The sequence below is a fragment of the Bacteroidota bacterium genome (assembly GCA_041658205.1).
GTDB lineage: Bacteria > Bacteroidota > Ignavibacteria > UBA10030 > UBA8401 > UBA8401.
In genome coordinates this window covers 1,272,060-1,291,326 of record JBBAAO010000001.1, presented here as the reverse complement: position 1 = coordinate 1,291,326, position 19,267 = coordinate 1,272,060, and the positions used below count along the sequence as shown (strand labels likewise).

At 39.9% G+C, this 19,267-nt stretch carries 16 protein-coding genes; 6 read left to right on the top strand and 10 right to left on the bottom strand.

The annotated features are described in order from the left end of the window. Nucleotides 1-6 precede the first annotated feature (6 nt). The 5 genes from WDA22_05295 to WDA22_05275 all read right to left on the bottom strand — a co-directional run bounded on the left by WDA22_05295 (nucleotide 7) and on the right by WDA22_05275 (nucleotide 6,878). The gene (locus WDA22_05295) at nucleotides 7-1,866 is read right to left on the bottom strand and encodes an ABC transporter transmembrane domain-containing protein (protein MFA5832878.1); all 1,860 of its coding nucleotides are present in this window, start codon (nucleotides 1,864-1,866) and stop codon (nucleotides 7-9) included. A 38-nt stretch (nucleotides 1,867-1,904) separates the two neighbouring features. Beyond that, nucleotides 1,905-2,708: a glycosyltransferase family 2 protein gene (locus tag WDA22_05290; GenBank protein ID MFA5832877.1), complete on the bottom strand. Its 804-nt coding sequence runs from the start codon at nucleotides 2,706-2,708 to the stop codon at nucleotides 1,905-1,907. Between the two features lie 80 nt (nucleotides 2,709-2,788). Continuing rightward, nucleotides 2,789-5,398 carry a leucine--tRNA ligase gene (leuS, locus tag WDA22_05285; protein ID MFA5832876.1) on the bottom strand — a complete coding sequence of 870 codons (2,610 nt, stop codon included), beginning with the start codon at nucleotides 5,396-5,398 and terminating at the stop codon, nucleotides 2,789-2,791. A gap of 54 nt (nucleotides 5,399-5,452) precedes the next feature. Continuing rightward, nucleotides 5,453-5,992 (bottom strand): copper resistance protein NlpE N-terminal domain-containing protein, encoded by a 540-nt coding sequence (locus WDA22_05280; GenBank protein ID MFA5832875.1) that lies wholly within the window; start codon nucleotides 5,990-5,992, stop codon nucleotides 5,453-5,455. Next, nucleotides 5,982-6,878, bottom strand: a complete 897-nt coding sequence (locus WDA22_05275; protein ID MFA5832874.1) for a tyrosine-type recombinase/integrase — start codon at nucleotides 6,876-6,878, stop codon at nucleotides 5,982-5,984. The genes WDA22_05280 and WDA22_05275 overlap by 11 nt, the downstream gene beginning before the upstream one ends. Before the next feature lie 162 nt (nucleotides 6,879-7,040). Here WDA22_05275 and WDA22_05270 point away from each other — a divergent pair, with 162 nt between their 5' ends. The 3 genes from WDA22_05270 (at nucleotide 7,041) to WDA22_05260 (ending at nucleotide 10,669) form a co-directional block, all read left to right on the top strand. Then, nucleotides 7,041-9,113 (top strand): T9SS type A sorting domain-containing protein, encoded by a 2,073-nt coding sequence (locus WDA22_05270; protein ID MFA5832873.1) that lies wholly within the window; start codon nucleotides 7,041-7,043, stop codon nucleotides 9,111-9,113. Between the two features lie 105 nt (nucleotides 9,114-9,218). Then, nucleotides 9,219-10,100, top strand: a complete 882-nt coding sequence (locus WDA22_05265) for a serine hydrolase (GenBank protein ID MFA5832872.1) — start codon at nucleotides 9,219-9,221, stop codon at nucleotides 10,098-10,100. 56 nt (nucleotides 10,101-10,156) lie between these two features. After that, nucleotides 10,157-10,669 (top strand): hypothetical protein, encoded by a 513-nt coding sequence (locus WDA22_05260; protein ID MFA5832871.1) that lies wholly within the window; start codon nucleotides 10,157-10,159, stop codon nucleotides 10,667-10,669. 354 nt (nucleotides 10,670-11,023) lie between these two features. Here the strand turns inward: WDA22_05260 and WDA22_05255 are convergent, their stop codons facing one another. The 5 genes from WDA22_05255 to WDA22_05235 form a co-directional block, all read right to left on the bottom strand. Next, the gene (locus tag WDA22_05255) at nucleotides 11,024-11,302 is read right to left on the bottom strand and encodes a transposase (protein ID MFA5832870.1); all 279 of its coding nucleotides are present in this window, start codon (nucleotides 11,300-11,302) and stop codon (nucleotides 11,024-11,026) included. Nucleotides 11,303-11,372: 70 nt separating this feature from the next. Beyond that, nucleotides 11,373-11,954 carry an RNA methyltransferase gene (locus WDA22_05250; protein ID MFA5832869.1) on the bottom strand — a complete coding sequence of 194 codons (582 nt, stop codon included), beginning with the start codon at nucleotides 11,952-11,954 and terminating at the stop codon, nucleotides 11,373-11,375. A gap of 11 nt (nucleotides 11,955-11,965) precedes the next feature. Continuing rightward, complete coding sequence (locus tag WDA22_05245; protein ID MFA5832868.1) at nucleotides 11,966-12,868, bottom strand: EamA family transporter; 903 nt, start codon at nucleotides 12,866-12,868, stop codon at nucleotides 11,966-11,968. After that, nucleotides 12,865-13,401, bottom strand: coding sequence for a hypothetical protein (locus WDA22_05240; GenBank protein ID MFA5832867.1), 537 nt, complete (start codon nucleotides 13,399-13,401; stop codon nucleotides 12,865-12,867). The genes WDA22_05245 and WDA22_05240 overlap by 4 nt, the downstream gene beginning before the upstream one ends. A 206-nt stretch (nucleotides 13,402-13,607) precedes the next feature. After that, a complete protein-coding gene (locus WDA22_05235; protein MFA5832866.1) occupies nucleotides 13,608-16,790 on the bottom strand; it encodes a phospholipase D-like domain-containing protein in 3,183 nt (1,060 codons plus the stop codon). 111 nt (nucleotides 16,791-16,901) lie between these two features. On the opposite strand from WDA22_05235, the gene pgsA reads away from it, so the two are divergent. Genes pgsA through WDA22_05220 form a run of 3 tightly spaced genes read left to right on the top strand, consistent with a single transcriptional unit; the run spans nucleotide 16,902 to nucleotide 19,256 of the window. Then, a complete protein-coding gene (gene pgsA / locus WDA22_05230; GenBank protein MFA5832865.1) occupies nucleotides 16,902-17,534 on the top strand; it encodes a CDP-diacylglycerol--glycerol-3-phosphate 3-phosphatidyltransferase in 633 nt (210 codons plus the stop codon). Next, complete coding sequence (locus WDA22_05225; GenBank protein ID MFA5832864.1) at nucleotides 17,515-18,006, top strand: phosphatidylglycerophosphatase A; 492 nt, start codon at nucleotides 17,515-17,517, stop codon at nucleotides 18,004-18,006. The genes pgsA and WDA22_05225 overlap by 20 nt, the downstream gene beginning before the upstream one ends. Further along, the gene (locus WDA22_05220; GenBank protein ID MFA5832863.1) at nucleotides 18,006-19,256 is read left to right on the top strand and encodes a competence/damage-inducible protein A; all 1,251 of its coding nucleotides are present in this window, start codon (nucleotides 18,006-18,008) and stop codon (nucleotides 19,254-19,256) included. Before WDA22_05225 ends, WDA22_05220 begins: the two co-directional genes overlap by 1 nt. Nucleotides 19,257-19,267: the final 11 nt, after the last annotated feature.

Sequence of the window (19,267 nt, the reverse complement as noted above, 5' to 3'; positions counted from 1 at the left end):
TCAGGTTCATTGATGGTCGAACTGCATATCGTGAAGTTTTTTGTAGAGACCGTTTTTCTGCTTTAAGAGTTCAACGTGCCTTCCCTCTTGGACGATTTTTCCATGCTCCAGGACAATGATGCGGTCTGCATTTCTGATGGTAGAAAGACGATGAGCTATAACAAAGGATGTTCTGTTTTGCATCAATCGTTCCATCGCTTCCTGTACAAGAATTTCACTTTCGGAATCTAGCGCCGATGTCGCTTCATCAAAAATCATGATTGGCGGGTTTTTTAATAATGCGCGGGCAATCGAGAGGCGCTGCCGCTGGCCGCCGGAAAGTTTCACACCACGATCGCCGATGATCGAATCAAATCCATGCGGCATTTCATCGATAAACGAAAGCGCGTTTGCGGCCTTAGCCGCTTCCCGAATCTTTTCGATGGGACAATCATCCAAACCGTAGGCAATATTATTTCGGACTGAATCATTGAAGAGAATCGTCTCTTGCGTAACGATACCAATTTTTTCCCGCAGCGATTTGACGTCAATATTTCGGATATCAATTCCGTCAATTGCGATGCCTCCGCTGATCGGGTCATAGAAACGCGGGAGCAGATCAACAAATGTTGTTTTTCCGCTGCCGCTTGGACCGACAAGTGCAATCAATTCCCCTTTTCGAACTTTCACATTGATCTCTGAAAGGACCGTCCGTTTTTCTCCATCTTCGGACGCATATCCGAATGTCACATTTTTAAATTCAACAGATTCATTGATGGAAGAAATGGCAACAGCACCGTCCGAATTTTGGATGGCCGGTTTCGTATCGAGAATTTCAAAAATGCGTTTCCCGGCGGCAGAAAACTCTTGCAGACGATTGTTGACGCTAGCAAGATCTTTCACTGGGGGCATAATTTGAAACACGGCAAAGAGGAAACCCAAAAATTCTGCCGGTTTCATTTCGTACGATATCAATACCTGTTGACCACCGTACCAAATGATAATTGCACCGGCAAGTATCGATAATAATTCTGTGGATGGTGACGACAAATTTCGAATGCGTGTCATCTTTAGGATCGTTTTGAAATAACTTTGAGTCTCTTTTCTAAATTTCTTGTTCTCAAATTCTTCCATTGCAAAAGCTTTCACCACTTTCACATTCGAGATGGTCTCCTGCAATACGGAAGTGATATCAGCCATTTTTTCCTGCATAATACCGCTCTGCTTATGCAGTCGTAATCCAATCCCGGCAATAATCAAAAGAATTAAAGGAAAAACGATGAACGCCAACAGTGTCAGTTTCCAGCTGAGCGTAAATGCGATGGTAAGAAAAACGATAATCAGCAGCGGTTCTTTGATAAGCGTGACGAAACTTGCCGAAACTCCCCCGTTCACGACATTCACATCATTTGTTACGCGGGAAATCAAGTTCCCTGTCCGTTCGTTCGAGAAATAGCTCAGTGATAAATTATGAAGATGTTCATAGAGTGCATTGCGAAGGTCGCGCATCAGACTCTGTTCCACCTTGGCCATCAAATACGATTGGCAGTAATCAAAAATATTCTTCATCATAAACATGAAGAATATTAAGCCGCAAATCTTAAATAGCGCTTCCGATTTTGAGCCGGAAAAAAGAAACACACGAATAGAATTCTCCACATATTGTTTTACTGAAACAATTTCATTTGGTACGAGTTGATTTTTTAGTGGAGTCTGGGTTGCGGAAATGACGATTGGCGTTTGATCAAACAATGTTTCCAGTAACGGAATGGTAAGATAGATCGAACCACCGCTAAAAAGAGAAAACATAAACGTGCACGTGATGGAAAGTGCCAACGTTTTCCAATATGGACGGACATAGGAAAGAATGCGTAAAAATATTGTCATGAGGTCAATCGCATACCAATGCTATGCGGAAATAATATTTATAAATTTTTGAGCTGTGCGACCGCTTCCGCTGTTACCGGAGGCAACACGCCTCCCTGTTGCTGTGCTGTTTGATATTCCCAACTTTTGGCAAAGATCGATAATGAATGTAAGGCAGAATAATACGCCAGAACAAATCCATGAAATCCGTCTTTATACCCTTTAAGTGAAATAAACATTCGTAAAAAAACAGAAATCGGATTGAACACAAAATTATACCAGCCGATCTTCCTTTCGTTTGAAAGTTTATTCAATACATCCAACGAAGAATACGTGTTCATCTTTTCGATGTATTGATGGAGCGACTGATACGTGTAATGGTTGAGATCAGCCTGCAGAATGCCTTGTATTCCTTCAACAAGAAATCCTTCGTGTACAGGACGATGATTCATTGTCGTTTTTGATTTTTTAAAAAGACGAAGCTGATATCCCGGATACCACCCTCCGTAGCGGATCCATTTTCCTAAAAAAAAACTCTTCCGTGGTATTTCATATCCATTAAGAGTCTCTTTCAACTGTATTGTCTGCAGAATTTCCAATTTCAATTCTTCAGTTACTTCCTCGTCTGCATCAATAGAAAAAATCCAATCGTTCTTTGCCTGATGCATGGCAAATTCCTTTTGTTTGGAATATCCTTCCCAGTGTTTAACAATCACTCTCGCATTCATCGTTTGAGCGATCGACACTGTCGCATCAGAACTTTCTGCATCAACGACAATAATTTCATCTGCCCATTGAACGCTCTTAAGACATCGTGCGATGTTCGATTCTTCATTTTTAGTGATGATTATTATTGAAATCATAGATCAATTTTCAATATTCCATAATTACATGATTTCAATTTTACATTCTTGAAAATCTTGTAATCTTGCAATTCAACGATTTATTTTACGACAATATTTACAAGCTTATTTTTCACTACAATCTCTTTCACAATCTGCTTCCCCTCCAAATGAATTTTTACATTCGGTTCTGCATGCGCCGTTGCTTTTAATTCACTTTCTGCAGTATCTGTTGCAGCATTAAATTTTGCACGGATCTTACCGTTTACCTGTACAACAATCTCCACTTGATCCATCACCGTCAATGATTCATCAAACGTCACCCATTTCGCCGAAGTAAAGATTGATTCTGAATGTCCCAACTTGTTCCATAGTTCTTCCGCGATATGCGGTGCAAAAGGAGCGAGGATAATGAGAAAATCGTTCATTAATTTTTTGGGTAATTGTTCCTGTTTGTATGCTTCATTCATGAAAATCATCATCTGCGAAATTGCAGTATTAAATCGCAACGCTGGAACATCTTCCGTCACCTTCTTGACTGTCTGATGGAACAGGCGCAGAAAATCTGCCGACGGTTCAGCATCAGCGATGATGCCGTTCAATTGCTCTTCATCAGTCACATACAATCGCCAAACACGATTCAGAAAACGAAACACTCCCTCAACTCCCTTCGTGCTCCACGGTTTCATCTCTTCCAAGGGACCCATGAACATTTCAAACAGGCGCAATGCATCCGCACCGTACTCTTTGGTCACATCATCAGGATTCACCACATTGCCGAGAGACTTCGACATCTTCTTGGAATTTTCTCCGAGAATAATCCCTTGATGCCGTAACTTCATAAACGGTTCAGCAGTGGTAACATACCCGAGATCAAAAAGAACTTTGTGCCAAAAACGAGCATACATAAGATGTAAAACGGCATGTTCAGATCCGCCGACATAGAGGTCGACCGGCATCCAATATTTTTGCTTTTCAAAATCACAGAAAATTGTGTCATTCTTCGGATCGATATACCGTAGATAATACCAGCAGCTTCCTCCCCATTGAGGCATAGTGTTAGTCTCGCGTCTTCCTTTTTTTCCTGTGACAGGATCAACGACATTCACCCAATCAGTCGCAAGCGCAAGGGGTGATTCTGTTGTTCCACTCGGTTGAAATTTTTGCAAACTGGGAAGAACAAGAGGGAGTTCTTTTTCATTTAATGGACTCATCGTTCCATCTTCCCAATGGATAATTGGAATCGGTTCACCCCAATATCGTTGACGGGAAAAGAGCCAATCACGCAGTTTAAAGTTTATCTTCTTTCTGCCTATTCCCTTTGTTTCAAACCACGAAACAATTTTTGCAAATGCCTGTTCGTACGATAAACCGTCAATGCTGACTTCGCTGTTGGAAGAATTAACACATGGTTCGGCTTTTGCAACAAATACATTTTCATTAACATCATGCGGTGACTTGACCACTTCGACAATAGGAAGCAGGTATTTTTTTGCAAAATCCCAATCACGTTCATCATGCGCAGGAACAGCCATAATCGCACCAAAACCGTATCCCATTAAAACATAATCGGCAATCCATATTGGAATCTGTTTCCCGTTGGCTGGATTTACAGCATATCCACCGGTGAACACTCCACTCTTATTTTTATCCATTCCTCGATCAAGTTCGGATTTGAGAGTGGCTTGTTTACGATATTCAGCGACTTCATTTTGCTGCGCTGCAATCGTCACCGAATCAACAAGCGGATGTTCCGGTGCAAGAACCATATAGGTAGCACCAAAAATCGTATCCGGTCGAGTGGTAAAGATTCGAACGTTCTCCGAACTGTTCGCAATCTTAAAATCAACTTCAGCACCTTCGGAACGCCCAATCCAATTTTTTTGCATTTCAACGGTTGAAGCAGGCCAATCCAGCGATGCTGCATCTTCCAACAGCCGTTCGCAATACGCAGTAATCCGCATCATCCATTGTTTCATGGGACGACGTTCAACGCTGTATCCTTTTTCCACCCACTCATCAACTTCTTCGTTCGCTAACACTGTCCCTAATTTTTCGCACCAGTTGACAGGAATTTCTGCGATGTAAGCAAGTCTGAAATCCTTTAAGACCTTCTGTTGTTCCAAAACGCTCATTGCTTTCCAACCTTGAGCATTAAAACAGCAATCGTTATTTCCGCAATACAAGGTGCAGTCTATTTTGGAACAACCATATTGTTCAAATTCAGCAATGAGTTCTGAGATCGGTCGTGCCTTTTTCGCACGGAAATCGAACCATGAATCATAGATCTTTAAGAAAATCCATTGAGTCCATTTATAATAACCAGGATCGGTTGTATTAACTTCACGTTCCCAATCATAACTCAGTCCAAGCATTTTAATTTGTCGGCGGAAGTTATTGATGTTCTCTTCAGTTGTAACCGTAGGATGAATGTTTGTCTGCATTGCATACCGCTCAGCCGGTAGACCAAATGCATCCCATCCCATCGGATGGAGAACGTTCACTCCATTCAATCGCTGAAATCGTGTGAAAATATCCGTTGCTGTGTATCCTTCCGGATGACCCACATGTAATCCTGCCCCACTGGGATAAGGAAACATATCGAGTACAAATAATTTTTTCTTGGAAGGATCTTCAACCGTTTTGTACGTTTGGTGTTTTTCCCAGTACTCTTGCCACTTTTTTTCGATGTCGATAAATTGATAACTCATTGATCGGATTTCAGTCTAAAATAATTGAAATTTGGTTTTTTGGAATTTGTCCTTTTACTCTTCTTTTTTCCCTGTGAGTATAAGTTTGTAATTTTGATCTGAAACAATTTCTTTCATTGCCTGGTCAAGCATTAATAATGTATCTTCGGTGATGCGAAGAAAATAGGTTCGTTTGTTCTCTTTATTAAACTGAAGATTGTATATCACAGCATCTTTCTCGCGGTATGTACCCTTGAGGAGACTATACTGACCATGATCAATCACTGCCTGGTCTCCCTCTTTCGTCTCGATAAACGCCTGTTTGATAATAAATGGTGATGTCGTTCCATCGGTGGAAATTTTCAACTCTAATTGCGTCTTGATTTCACTGCAATCATTGCACGGCAGAGTTCCTTCATAAATCAACCAAGTAATTGCTTTGTCTGGAGTCGGAAAATCCGGTTTGGAAGAACCACATCCTAAGAACAAAGTGATCAGTAAACTAAAAAATGAAAGGCTTGTCATTCTAAGTCCTTCGAAGCGGAATGAAGAATCTGAATTTAGAATCAGGTTTTTTGTGGTATTATTGTTTTTCAAACCGATTTTAATTTTCATTTTCAATATACCTCCGCACTGTCAACTCTTTTATGATATGAAATTTCTTTTTAATCTCTTCTATACTAGCGCCTTGTTGAGACATTAGTTTAATGGCCGTTAATCGAAGCGAAAGCGCAGTTATTTTTCTCGTCTCGCCATTCTTAATGCCAGCTTTTTCCAAATAAAAATTGATCCGCTCTCGAATTCCTCTTGAGGTCATCCGTTGACCTCGGGTCCGATTCCCCGCACTCATAAAGAGCGGTTCACTATTCTCTGCATTTGTTCGGAAAGCAAGGTAGCTCTTGATGGCATCTTTTGTGTCTGTAGGAAGTGTGATCGTTCTTTCTTTCGATTTCATCCCTTTCAATTGCAGTGCAATCGACATCACCCCTTTTTTTATCTTGATATCTCCAATATCCGCCCGGATCAATTCAATCTCCGATAAGCCGTAACTGATCATCAATTTTACCACGGCAAAATCCCTGAATCCAATTTCATCTTTCCGTTCGATTGCCTGAATCAACGCCTGCACTTCTTGAACAGAAATACTCTTTCTAGAATGTTGCTGATTCTGCGCTCCGCCTTTAACCTGTTTTGCAGGATTGCTGATCAACACTCCACGTCCAACCAGAAAATCAAAGAATTTTCGAACGGATGAGAGATACATCGTAACAGAAACCGGAGAAAGTTTTCGTTTCGTTAAAAGGAATTTTTTATAGCGCTCGATTTCCTTTGCTGAACATTCAAGTTCGGGCTCTAAACGGACCCAACGCATAAACTCCCGGAGCGTTCGTTCATACGTTCCGCGAGTTTCGGGATTTCTCCGTTGGAGGTCATTCACGTAATCAGAATGAAGTACGAGAAGTCGTTGAAGCGTTATAGTCTGTGGGTTGTAATGTTTCATCGTCCGTTATGGAAAATAGAAAAAATGGATATGATTAGCAACGCGGGACAATCCTGCTTTATTGATGATTTGTTCATATACTCAACTCAGTAAATTAGGTCGTCTTGCTGTTCTTTACAATAACAACTACATTGTCAAAGTCTAAAACAATTCCGTGCAATCATGAAAAGACTATTTTCTTTACTTTTCCTTTTTCCATTCTTTGTTGCAGCCCAGAAAGTTAATGTAACATTTTTGGTAAACACTGCCACTGTTCCCGATACCATCCGCAGCGCAGCATTTGTTCAAATTCGAGGTGATAAATCGCCATTAACGCAGGACTCCACTTCTCCGGTAATCTGTATGAGAATCGCTGGAGATTATTGGAAAGCGACAGTACAATTTACTCCACAGGATACTATTGAATATAAATTTTTCGTTAATGGCGGAAGAAATAAATTTTTCGGATTGGAAGGTTCACCATCAAGAACATTGATCGTTGGGATGAAGGATACTACGCTTCCGTTACAATATGTCTTTGGATCAGTTCAAGATACAAATCAATATTGGAGACCGTACACTGAGACCGACTCCATTGAGGTTCTCTTCAGAGTAAATATGCAAGAAAGAGAAGATTTCAATCCTGCTACGGAGAAACTTGGACTTCGCGGCGGAACTCCCCCTCTCAATTGGGCAAATTCCATATTTTTAGAGAGAGAGAATCAACACATAAATCCAACAAGCAGAGAATATAACGGCGGACATTTTTGGAGCACTGTTGTACGATTTCCAAGAACTGTCTCAGATTCTATCATACATTACTTATTTGTGCGACACAATAGCTCCGATTTGGCGGCAAATAATCCCGCTCAATGGGAAGATATTTCCAATTCTCAATGTGAAGATGAAGGAGACCGATCGAATAGAACGTTTCGGTACAAAACTTCTATGAGTGATACTACCCTTGCATATAAATATTGGTCAAATCGTTATTGTCCAAAACCTTATCCTCTTGATACATTTATTGTCCATTTTCGAATCGATTTGTCAACTGCAATAAAAAATTATATGTACGCGCAAGGCGATTCAATTCTTGTTTCAAGCGGGCATTCGGGATCTGCAAATAAAATTAAAAAATCATTACTGATCAAAATGGGTCAATCAAATCAGTATGAAACAACTGATACAATTTTTGTTCTCATGGGTGCGCCTTCGCGTAGTATTTTATATCGTTATGTTCAATCAAAAAATGGAAATGAAATTTTTGAACAATACTATAACTTTTCTCTTTTCGAAAGCACTTCTGATATTACAGTAAGAAAATTACGCTCGCTCACGTATCAATTAAATAACGATCACAAACAGTTCATTTCAATTCTCGATACTGCAAAAAGTTCTTCTGAAAGCCGGCGCCAGCCAGTTTGGTTTATTGGAAAAAATATTCAACAGAATATGCTGTTGACTGTAACATGTAATTTGCAACCGGCATATTACCAACTCTCTACCAGAAAGGATACGCTATTTTCATCCTTGGTATCTGCTAAATATTTCAACATTACACAGGCGGACAGTGTTTATCTCTATGGAGTTTCTATCAATGGAGTTGGATTTGACACAAAAGGATGGCTCCCGTGGGGTGATGCTCTCTATAATGATACATCCAGAACCATGTATGACGATGGAACTCATGGTGATAAATTTATTAACGATAGAATTTATACTCGGCAGTTCATGTTATTCGCAGATTCGTTAAAAACTTCAAAAAATATCATTGAATATAAATTTGGAATTCGAGGATATGACAATGAAGCCGGCAAATATGGGTATATGATTAATCACTTTATGATGACGCCGATTGATATAAATAATTTTACAAAGGAGGTTGAATTTGGTAGCCAATATCCCACTTTGTATTCACAATGGTGTTATGATTGTTTAATTGAGAGTGTAGAAAAAGAAAATATCGCTCCACAGTATTTCATGCTTCTACAAAATTATCCCAATCCATTCAATCCCAAAACGACTATTACTTTTACAATTTCAGGAACTCAGTCTATTCCAGTACAAAAACATAATGCTCAACTGTATATATTTGACCTTCTTGGCCGTAAAATTGCGACGCTCGTCGACAATCACCTCGATCCTGGAACATACAAAGTTACTTGGGATGCGAAGAATGTTCCGAGCGGTTTGTATTTCTATCGATTGCAATCAGGAATTTTTTCCGAAACAAAACGGATGCTGTTAGTGAAGTAATCATTTCCACAACTTCCGAAGTGATTAAATACTACGGCACTCTGTCCATTTCCTTGAATTTCGTCCAATCTTTCTTTAGTATAAAGTAATATTCAAGGATTTCTTATGCGTTCCTTCCTCTTTTTCTTTCTTGTCACTCAATTCCTATTTGCACAGGAAGATCTTCTTCACCAGAAATTTTTCAATAAGGTCAAAATGATCGCCGATCAATCTGAAGCAATTGTCGGTGTGGCCATAAAGGATCTTAAAACCGGCGAACAAATTTTGATTAACGAAAAAGAGATTTTCCCTACTGCCAGTTCAATCAAAATATTTATCCTTACCGAAGTGTATCGCCAGGCATCCGAAGGGAAATTCAAACTGACCGACATCAGACCACTTCCCCCATCTGCTCGTGTTGCCGGCAGCGGAGTCCTTTCCATGCTGGGAGATAAATCTGTCTCAATGTCAATCCGAGATTATTGTGTGTTGATGATGAATCTAAGCGACAATACCGCAACTAATTTTTTGATTGACCTTGTTGGTATGAAAAATGTTAATGATGTTGCACAAAAGAATGGCAGTTCTTCCACAAAACTCCAGCGCATCATGATGGATGTTCAATCCGCAAAAGAAGGACGGGAGAATATCAGCTCGCCAAACGATTTTTTGATCATTCTGGAAAAGATGTACCGTGGCGAAATCGTTTCAAAACAAGCTTGCGACGATATGCTTTCGATTATGAAACTAGAAAAAGAGGGACCTCTAAAAAGCGGTTTGCCTTCTTCAGTCCTTATCGCCGACAAAGCGGGCGACATTGAAGGTGTTAAATGTGATGTAGGAATTGTGTTTTTGGAAGGAAATCCTTACATCATTTGTGTTATGACAAAAATGTTATTGAATGATAAAGATGGCGGAACAATAATTACAACCATTTCAAAAGAAGCGTACGGTTATATCGAGCGGAAAGCCAATTCCAACCAATATGGACGTCGTATTCCAAAATAATATCTTAGCCTGATAAACTTGCTTATAAAAGATAAGCTCCATAAGACTGAACAGAAATGATAAAAAAACTCACCGACGCATTTACTTATATCTTTTCCGACAACGAATGGTTCAATAAAGTTCTTGTTGGCGGTTTTTATTTTTTGCTGATTCCGTTTGGCATAGGAATAATTATGCTCAACGGTTTTTTAATCGAACTGATCAGCAAAATAAATAATGGCGAAAAAGGAATGCCGTATTGGAGAAATTATAAAATTATCTTTACCAATGGACTTCGAAGAAGCTGGCTTTCGTTGATACTTGTTGCGGTAGTATATCTTGCGATTTTTTCCTCACCGTTCGAGTTCACCATCCCAATATTTATCCTTGTTTTATCAATATTCGTATCTGCAAATACAATCATTATCACGAAATCGTTTGATCTCATTTCATTAATTGTTTCTATCGTTCTATTAATAATCGCAATTTCAATCGGTTGGATGTGGATCGTCGTCGGTTGGCCGTTATTAATCTTCCTTGCAATATTGGTGCAGACACTTCTTTTTGCAAATCACCATAAAAACGTATAACCTTGCGAAGGTTGTGAAAGCTCTTGCAAGGAAACCTTCACAAGGTTAATACCGCTTGTCCGTAAAGCTAACGATCATTATTTAATCAAAAATATATTTGGATATACCCTGGTGTTGGTTGAATTCCTCAATATATTTTTCGTAACCTTTTCTATCGTTGAAATATCCATTTCGTAAAGTTAAATCAGTGAGCAACCCATTTCGTTTACCAATCCATTCCAAATAATCTGAGTATATCCAATCATCCGGTTTATTGGTGAGTTTTGCTGTAACAGGGTTAACATGAATATATCTGCATACTTGTATTACATATTCATCGCTATCTACTAAAATACTTTTAGCACTTCCTTGGAATTATGTGCCGCTATGAGAAGTAATTTTATTGAACGCTTGGGTGTAAGAATTAAAAACTGTTTGAATAAATCTCCCTATTGAACCATTACCATTTTGACGAAGTAATAAATGGTAATAGTTTGGCATAAGACAATAAGCAAAAATTGAGACATGATATTGCGGCGAATATTTCAACAATAGATTAATGCAATATTCATAGTTTTCATTTTTCAGAAATATATTTTGTCTGTTCGCACCACGGTTATAGACATGGTAATATTTCTCATTCTCATATTTCATTCAAATATATTTATTAAACCTTCCGAAGGTATTAGGTTTAGATTTCCTCAACCTTCGTAAGGTCCTACTTTCACTTTTTCAACCATTCTTCTTTGAGCTGTTCTAATGTTTTCCCTTCAAATCTTGGATTAGTGTAATATCCCTTTTGCATTCGCTGACGCAACGCTTCATAGATAGTCACGGCGCAAGCTACTGACACATTTAAACTTTGAATCATTCCCATCATCGGAATATAGACGGTAGCATCTGCTTGGTGGGCGGCTTCATCAGTCACACCGGCATGTTCATTTCCAAATACAAATGCAGTCGGTTTGGTAAGGTCAAACTCGTACAATTGTTTCGATTGTTCGTCTAATCGCGTAGCAAGAATTTGGAATCCATCTTTTTTTAATTGTGAATAACATTCTTGTATGGAAGGATATCGTTTTCGGGAGATCCATTTGTTGGCACTGGATGAACTTTTACTTCCAATCTTTGGATATTTTGCCGAAGTATAAATTAAATTCACTTCGTGAATCCCGACTGCATCGGCAGACCGAAGCATTGCACTTACATTATGCGGATCGTGAATATTTTCCATGACAATGGTAAGATCGGGTTGTCGTTGTTCCAGCACTTTATAGATTTTATTTTTTCGGCGATCAAGTTTCATAATCGTTTACATTATTCACTGACAATAATCGGTTCACCTTTTTTGGAATCTTGCTGCAAAATAACAATTGCAGTGATCACACAGAATGCTCCAATAATTTGAATAATTCCCATTCTCCCGCTCAAAAATAACCATTCCGATACAATCGCCACCACTGGTTCAAGTGTGCTAATGATGATCGCCTTACTGGATTGAATATGTTTCAAACCGTAATAATACAGAGAGTATGGGATCAAGATAGAGATCAAAGCAATCAATCCAAAGACTTTCCAATCTTCCACAGTATAATGTGCATCGAGAATATCAATCGGAGTATTGATGCAACTCCAGAACAACGTAGCAGCGCCAAGGAGATAAATCAATCCAGTCCAGATGGAATATTTTTCTGTGAGTGATTTTCCGCTGATATTAAAAATTGAGAACGAGACCGCGGCAAGCAGAGCAAAGACGATACCTTTTTGTGTCCCTTGAATGATCTCTGGATTGTAAGCTCCGATGGCAAGAACAATCCCGACTATGGAGAAAACAAGAGCTGATATTTTTGGTACTGTGAGTTTTTCTTTTTGAAATAAGATAGTGTACATCATCACCATGATCGGCGCAGTATACTGAACGAGAATAGAGGTAGAGACATTTGATTCTTTGATCGCCGCGTAATAAAAATAATTTGATCCTGCAACACCAAGAATACCAACGATCAGAAAATGCGGAATATCTTTCAGCTTAAATTTGAGGAGCGAACGATTAGTGGAGAGAAAAAATAAAAACAACACTGCGAACGATAGCGTGACACGCATTTGAACAAGAATCAACGGTTCATACGCTTTATTAAAAAACGATTTTGCAACAGAGGCCGCAACTCCCCACAAAATTGCTGCAAGAGAGATTGCGATGTACCCTTTCAGGTGCTTCATTTGATGGGGCTCTCCCCGGACTCATCGGCTTTTACGCGATAGTATTCCGCAAGATCCGTTTCGCCGATAGCATGATACAAAACGGTAAGACGGAGACAGATATTTTTGTTATTCGGAACAAATTCATATCCGATCTTTAGGAATTCTATCAGAATTTTTGCGGGGGGAATATCGAGGTCAGGATTGTAACAATCACATGCATCAAGGTATGGATCGATGTCGCTCGGTCGAATGGCAGCGGCCTTTTGATAATAACTGAGCGCCAGTTCAAAATTATCTTTCTTACCGAAAATTACTTCAAAAATATTCGCCAGCCACATATACACATCGTATGCAAGATGACGATACTGTCGGGCAAGTTTTTCTCCAAAAAGAATCAACTCATCGGAATCAAGAGAATCGTTCCAGAAAAGAATCCTGTATAACTCAACATCATCAATCCCCTGTTTTAATGCAGCATCAAATGCATCAAACAATTCATTAAAATTCTTTGACTCATTAAAGATATGTCGAATTTCTGTCCGCGTGGGCATGATGATCTTTAGTTATTCGTTTAGAAAATAGCGAATGCCAACTGGAGAAGCAATAAAGAGAATGGGGAATATCGGCAGTACTACTTTTAGAGTACTCTGTTAACCAATAGACTGATCATCCAAAAACGGATTATGCAGGGTGAAATAAAAAAGGAGGAATATTCTTGAAAGATTCTTCCTCCCTTTTTGCGACAGGTTAACAGTAATTATTTTTGCAGGATCATCTTTTTCGTTGAGACGAAACTCCCTGAGCGTAACTGATAAAAATAAATTCCGCTTGAGAGATGCGATGCCATCCATTCAACAACATAATTTCCAGCAGCAAGTTGTTCACTGATCAAAGTCACCACTTCTCTGCCCATAATATCATAGACTGTTAATGAGGTAAATCCGGATTGTTTTACAGCAAACGAGATATTTGTTGTGGGATTAAAAGGATTTGGATAGTTCTGTGAGAGTTGAAAATCTTTCGGTGATTTTTCCTTTTCCCGTTTTATAGAGACAAGTATGGAATCTGTTCCTCCTGCTTCAAGATATCTCGCTTTGAACTCTTGATAATACAAGTTTGCAATCCTCTTGCTTTGGACAATAAGTGTATTTTCGTTGTTTGCAATTTCAGCCGAGGTACTCCAATTATGAGATCCTGTTACAACAATATTCTGCAGCAACGGATTGTCAGCATCGATGATTGCATATTTATGATGTAAAAGACCGGTCAACGCCGCTCCGGGTAAACGCACATCGACACCGCTTGTTTGTAAAAAAGAAAAATCATTTCCACTGTCAGTATTATTATCCATCAGCACACGCGTTTTTTTACCGGCTGATTTTTTGGATGCGATCGTTTGCGCAAGTTCGTCTCTTGTAAACGAAAGTATCGCAACATTAATGGAAGATTGTGAAGATTTTAAAGCGTCATTAATGTGAGCAGAGACTTTATCACTTGGACTGAAATACATTTCAATTGGTGTTCCATTAATAATAAATTTATGTGGAGTATTATCCAGTTTTCGAGCGCCAAATCGTGAGGCAGTTTGACTAGGACCATCAACATTTGATCCCCACATTTCTTCAAATTCCATTGTGTATGCCGTGGCCAGCGCTTTATCCTGAATGACGATGATATTTTGGGCATCATTCAATGTTCCCGGATCTGTCGCATTCCACGATCCGGTCAACACCCAATCATCTTGGTCTGACGTCTGATCACGGTTATCAAACACATAAAATTTATTGTGCATCAATCCTGCTGCGGCATTCACTAGGTCATAGCCATCGTCAATCACTGTTACTCCACCATTTTTCAAAGTTCCCCACGGTGCTGTACCTTGATTATCTTTTTCACCGATTACTCGGATCTTCACACCGCGATTGCGTGCATTGAGAAGTGCTGTTGCAATATCAGCACCTATCGTTCCGCTCAAACTGTATGCTGCCATATCAATAGAGAATTTTGCCGCATTAATCCGATTGATCAGCACCGTATCGAATTTTGCAATTGTTGCATTCTCTCCTTGAGCAACATTTGTATTGACAGACTTGTTAAAATAAACTCTGATAGCTCCGGTTGATGTTTTTGATGAAGTGATCACAATATTGTCAGCTGACAATGTTGTGCCCGCTGTATTAACTGAGCCAATTTGCACATGATACACTGTTGCAGGAGTTAAACCGGTCAGTACAACACTATGCTGCGTCACTTTATTTGTATCACTAACGTCTGAACCATACGAAACGGTTGGTCCGTACTTCACAAGGGAAGTTCCCGGTGCATCTGTTAACCAGGAAATCTTCATACCCGTTGAAGTGATGTTTGATTCGTATGGTGGAGTTGTAACAATTCTCGGTCCGGCACCTTCTACAATAACATCATCCACCATACGAGGAATAAGTTGATAGTTGGTGGTAAATTGACCGAGCACGCCAATCATATCAAATGTTGATGTCGGAGTTGGAGTATTTGCAATATTTGTTTTTGTAACAATTCGCACTTGTAAGGCTCCTGTTCCGTCGCTGATATTATAATTTGTCCCGCTTGCGGAAGCAGCCCAGCTGGTAGCAGGAGTTCCTCCGGTTGTTGTAACACTTGTGATATTGTTAATTCTGATAAGTCGTGCTTCATCCGGTTCTGATACACCTTGTGCAAGTGCCTGCGCAATAGTCATCACAACGGTGTCAATACCTTTCCCCTCACCTAATTTCTCCAGAAGGACTGACGGTGTAAATTCAAAAAGGTCATTAAATGGAGTGACAAGTCCGAGAATGACAACATCATCTCCTCTAATTACATTGTTAGAAACAGATGAGTCAAACAATGCCATTCCCGCAGTCCCATCTTGTAAGTACGTCGGACCGCCAAATTCATTTCCAACCGTGACAACTCCCCTAACAACTGCCCATTTCCCGAGCAATGTATGCGATCCGTTTCCTTCTTTCCTTTTTACGTCTTTTATAGAACGCGGTGCTCCATAAATAACAGTTTTTGGGAATGCAGGAATCGGTAAAAATGTTGAACCGTTTGAACTGGAATAAATCGGTAATGAAAATTCATTTGTTGTATCAGCAGCAGTAACCGATGGAATTGATATGACAAGACTATCGCTGCCGCTCAACATAAAATTGGTAACGGTTGTCGTATCACCTGAATTTGTCATGAGCGCATTAGCCGGCAATATTGAGATAGCTCCGCTATTCCAGTTGAATGGTTGCGGCTTGATGATCTTAATCCCTTTTAAAGTGTCCGTTTGCGGTTTTATAATCACTTGAAGATTTGTCGATTGGTTAAACTTCCACCTGTTTGGTTGCAACGATCCAATTCCTTGTCCTGACGGAGCTGGTTCCAAATCGTAATACAGTTCAATAAACTCGTTTACAAATGAAGTTGCATCAGAAAATTCACTGATGATGATTTTTCCTGTTTTTGTATTCGTCATTCCCGTTCCGGGATTTGCCGCTGTAACGACATCTCTTGTCCAACTTGTTTCCAAGGCTGCATCGCCGATTGGACTTTTTCTTTTAATAGAATTAAACGGAGTTGCAGCAGGCATAGCAATTGTCGGTCCCTCTATTTTAACGGACGATGCATTTTGTAATTCATATGTCTCAGCTCCGTTAATAGAAGGAAATCCATTCCCGCCAATAACTGTTGTTCCATTGATAAAAACAACATTAGCATTCAATGTCGTTGCCCAAAAGGTCTCGAATGATGCTTTTGTCGCATTCCGTGCTACAATCAGGTACCCTCCAGGTTGAATTGTCGTTCCTGCAGGCAGAGTGATAGTCAATGCAGCGTTTGTCTGAACAATCTTATAACCGGAAATATCCAATGGTTGGGATTGTAGTAACATCGAAAATAGAATAATACTTGAAACGGTATAGAGTTTTTTCATTTTAAATCCTTAGCAATATGTTTATCCAAAATACAGAAAATATGCATATAAACCATTATCGCAGGTAAATTGTTGATTGATGACAGAAAATGAATTATTTTAGTTCACATTATGTTTCGAATCCCAATTTCGCCTCCGAACCAATTAACACTGCTCAGAATTTTAATGACGCCGGTGTTCCTCTATTATTTATTCTCGGAGAATCCGGTTGACAAACAAATTGCACTTGGGATTTTTATAATCGCAGCCATTACAGATTGGTATGATGGATATGTTGCCAGACGTTGGGGATTTATTACTCGATGGGGAAAGTTTTTAGATCCTCTGGCTGACAAAATCCTCACATCTGCGGCATTCATATCATTCATCTATATTGGATACGCTGAAGCGTGGATGGTTTGGATCATTGTCTTTCGCGATTTTTTGATGACATTTCTGCGAGCGTATGCTGAGTTCAAACAGAAACCGATCAACACGAGCGGATTTGCCAAAACAAAAACTTTTTTTCAATTGATTGTCATTTATCTTTTTTTGGTAGATTATATTGTCAGAACTTCAGACTATCTCAATCAACAGTTCGGATGGTTTTTTGATATCGTTGCTTCGCCTCTGATCATGTTCCTCTTGATGGGACTGACAACATTTTTGACAGCACTTACAGGAATAATGTATTTGACCTCTAACAAACAAATTATTATTGAATTGTTTACAACGAATGATAACAATGGAACAATCGCAGAATAATATTCCAACAGAAACTCCTGCGTTGGACTTCTTGACAAAATTTGTTGGAACCGGATTCTTTTCAGGATACGTTCCAAAAGCCCCCGGGACTGCAGGGTCTGTTGTCGGACTCGCATTCATGTTCCTTCCCGGTTTTAGAGATCCATTCACGCTGATTCCGGTAACGCTGATTCTCTTTTTAATGGGAGGACTGGCCGCAGAAAAAATGGAAAAAATTTACGGACAAGATCCCAGCATCGTCACGGTGGATGAAATTGTCGGTATGTGGCTCAGTCTCTGGTTTATTCCATTTACATACGTCAATCTTGTTCTCGCGTTTGTCATCTTTCGAGCTTTGGATATTCTTAAACCATACCCTGCCGTTATTTTTGATCAACGGACCGGCGGATGGAATATCATGTTCGATGACATTGTAGCAGCTCTTTATACAAACATCATCATTCAAGTTGCGCTCCGCATCAATCTATTCTAATGACAGCAGAAATTATCACGATCGGCGATGAATTACTCATCGGTCAGATCATTAATACCAATCAAGCCTATATCGCTGAACGTCTGAATGGAGTGGGAATATACTGCGACCGTATGACTACGGTTGGCGATCAACCAAAGACGATTGAAGAAACATTTTCCACTGCGTTTGATCGCGCCGATGTTGTGTGTGTCACCGGCGGACTCGGGCCAACGCACGACGATATCACCAAAAAAATGGTGTGTGAATTTTTCAAGACCGATCTTGTGATGCACGAAGAGACTCTCTCCCACATTAAATTGTTAGCGCAACGTAGAAACATTGCAATGATCCAATCGAATATCGATCAAGCCCTTGTTCCAAGAAGTTGCACCGTCATCCCTAATCCTGTCGGAACAGCGCCGGGAATGATGTTTGAACAGCGAGGGAAATATTTCTTCGTGATGCCAGGCGTTCCGTTTGAGATGAAGGAAATGATCGACCAATGGATCATTCCATTTTTAGAGAAAAAAAATGTTGGTTCTGTAGTTCGCCATCGCACACTGAAAACAACCGGAATCGGCGAATCGATGCTCGCCAATGAAATCGGGAATATCGATGAAGTTATTGGAACAGATGGAACGACAACCCTTGCATTCCTTCCCAATCCCATGGGGACGAAACTACGAATTACCGTCAAAGACAAAACCCATGAATCTGCAGAAACGAAATTGAAGCATGCTGAACGTGTGCTGCGTTCAAAGGTTGAGAAATATATTTATTCCGATGATGAAAAGGATCTTGAAGATGTTATTGGAGCGTTATTAAAGGAACGGAAACTGACGTTGACCACGGCAGAATCGTGCACGGGCGGTTTAATTGCCAATCGGATTACGAATGTGCCGGGAAGTTCAGAGTATTTTCTTGGGGGATTCGTCGTCTACCACAATCAACTAAAAATTGATGAACTCAGCGTTCCGGAAAAACTCATCACCGATCATGGCGCAGTCAGTAAAGAAGTTGCAGCAGCAATGGCGCACGGCGCACGGATCAAAACAAAGGCAGATATTGCTCTTTCAACAACCGGCATTGCCGGTCCTTCAGGCGGCACTCCCGAAAAACCTGTCGGTTTATGTTGGATCGGTTATGCGGATTCCCAATCGAACTTCGCACTGAAATTTAATTTTGGTGACAACCGCACTCGCTTTAAGGAACGTGCATCTCAGGCTGCACTTGAATTATTAAGAAGAAAGTGCCTGAAATTACAATAATTGAATCTTGA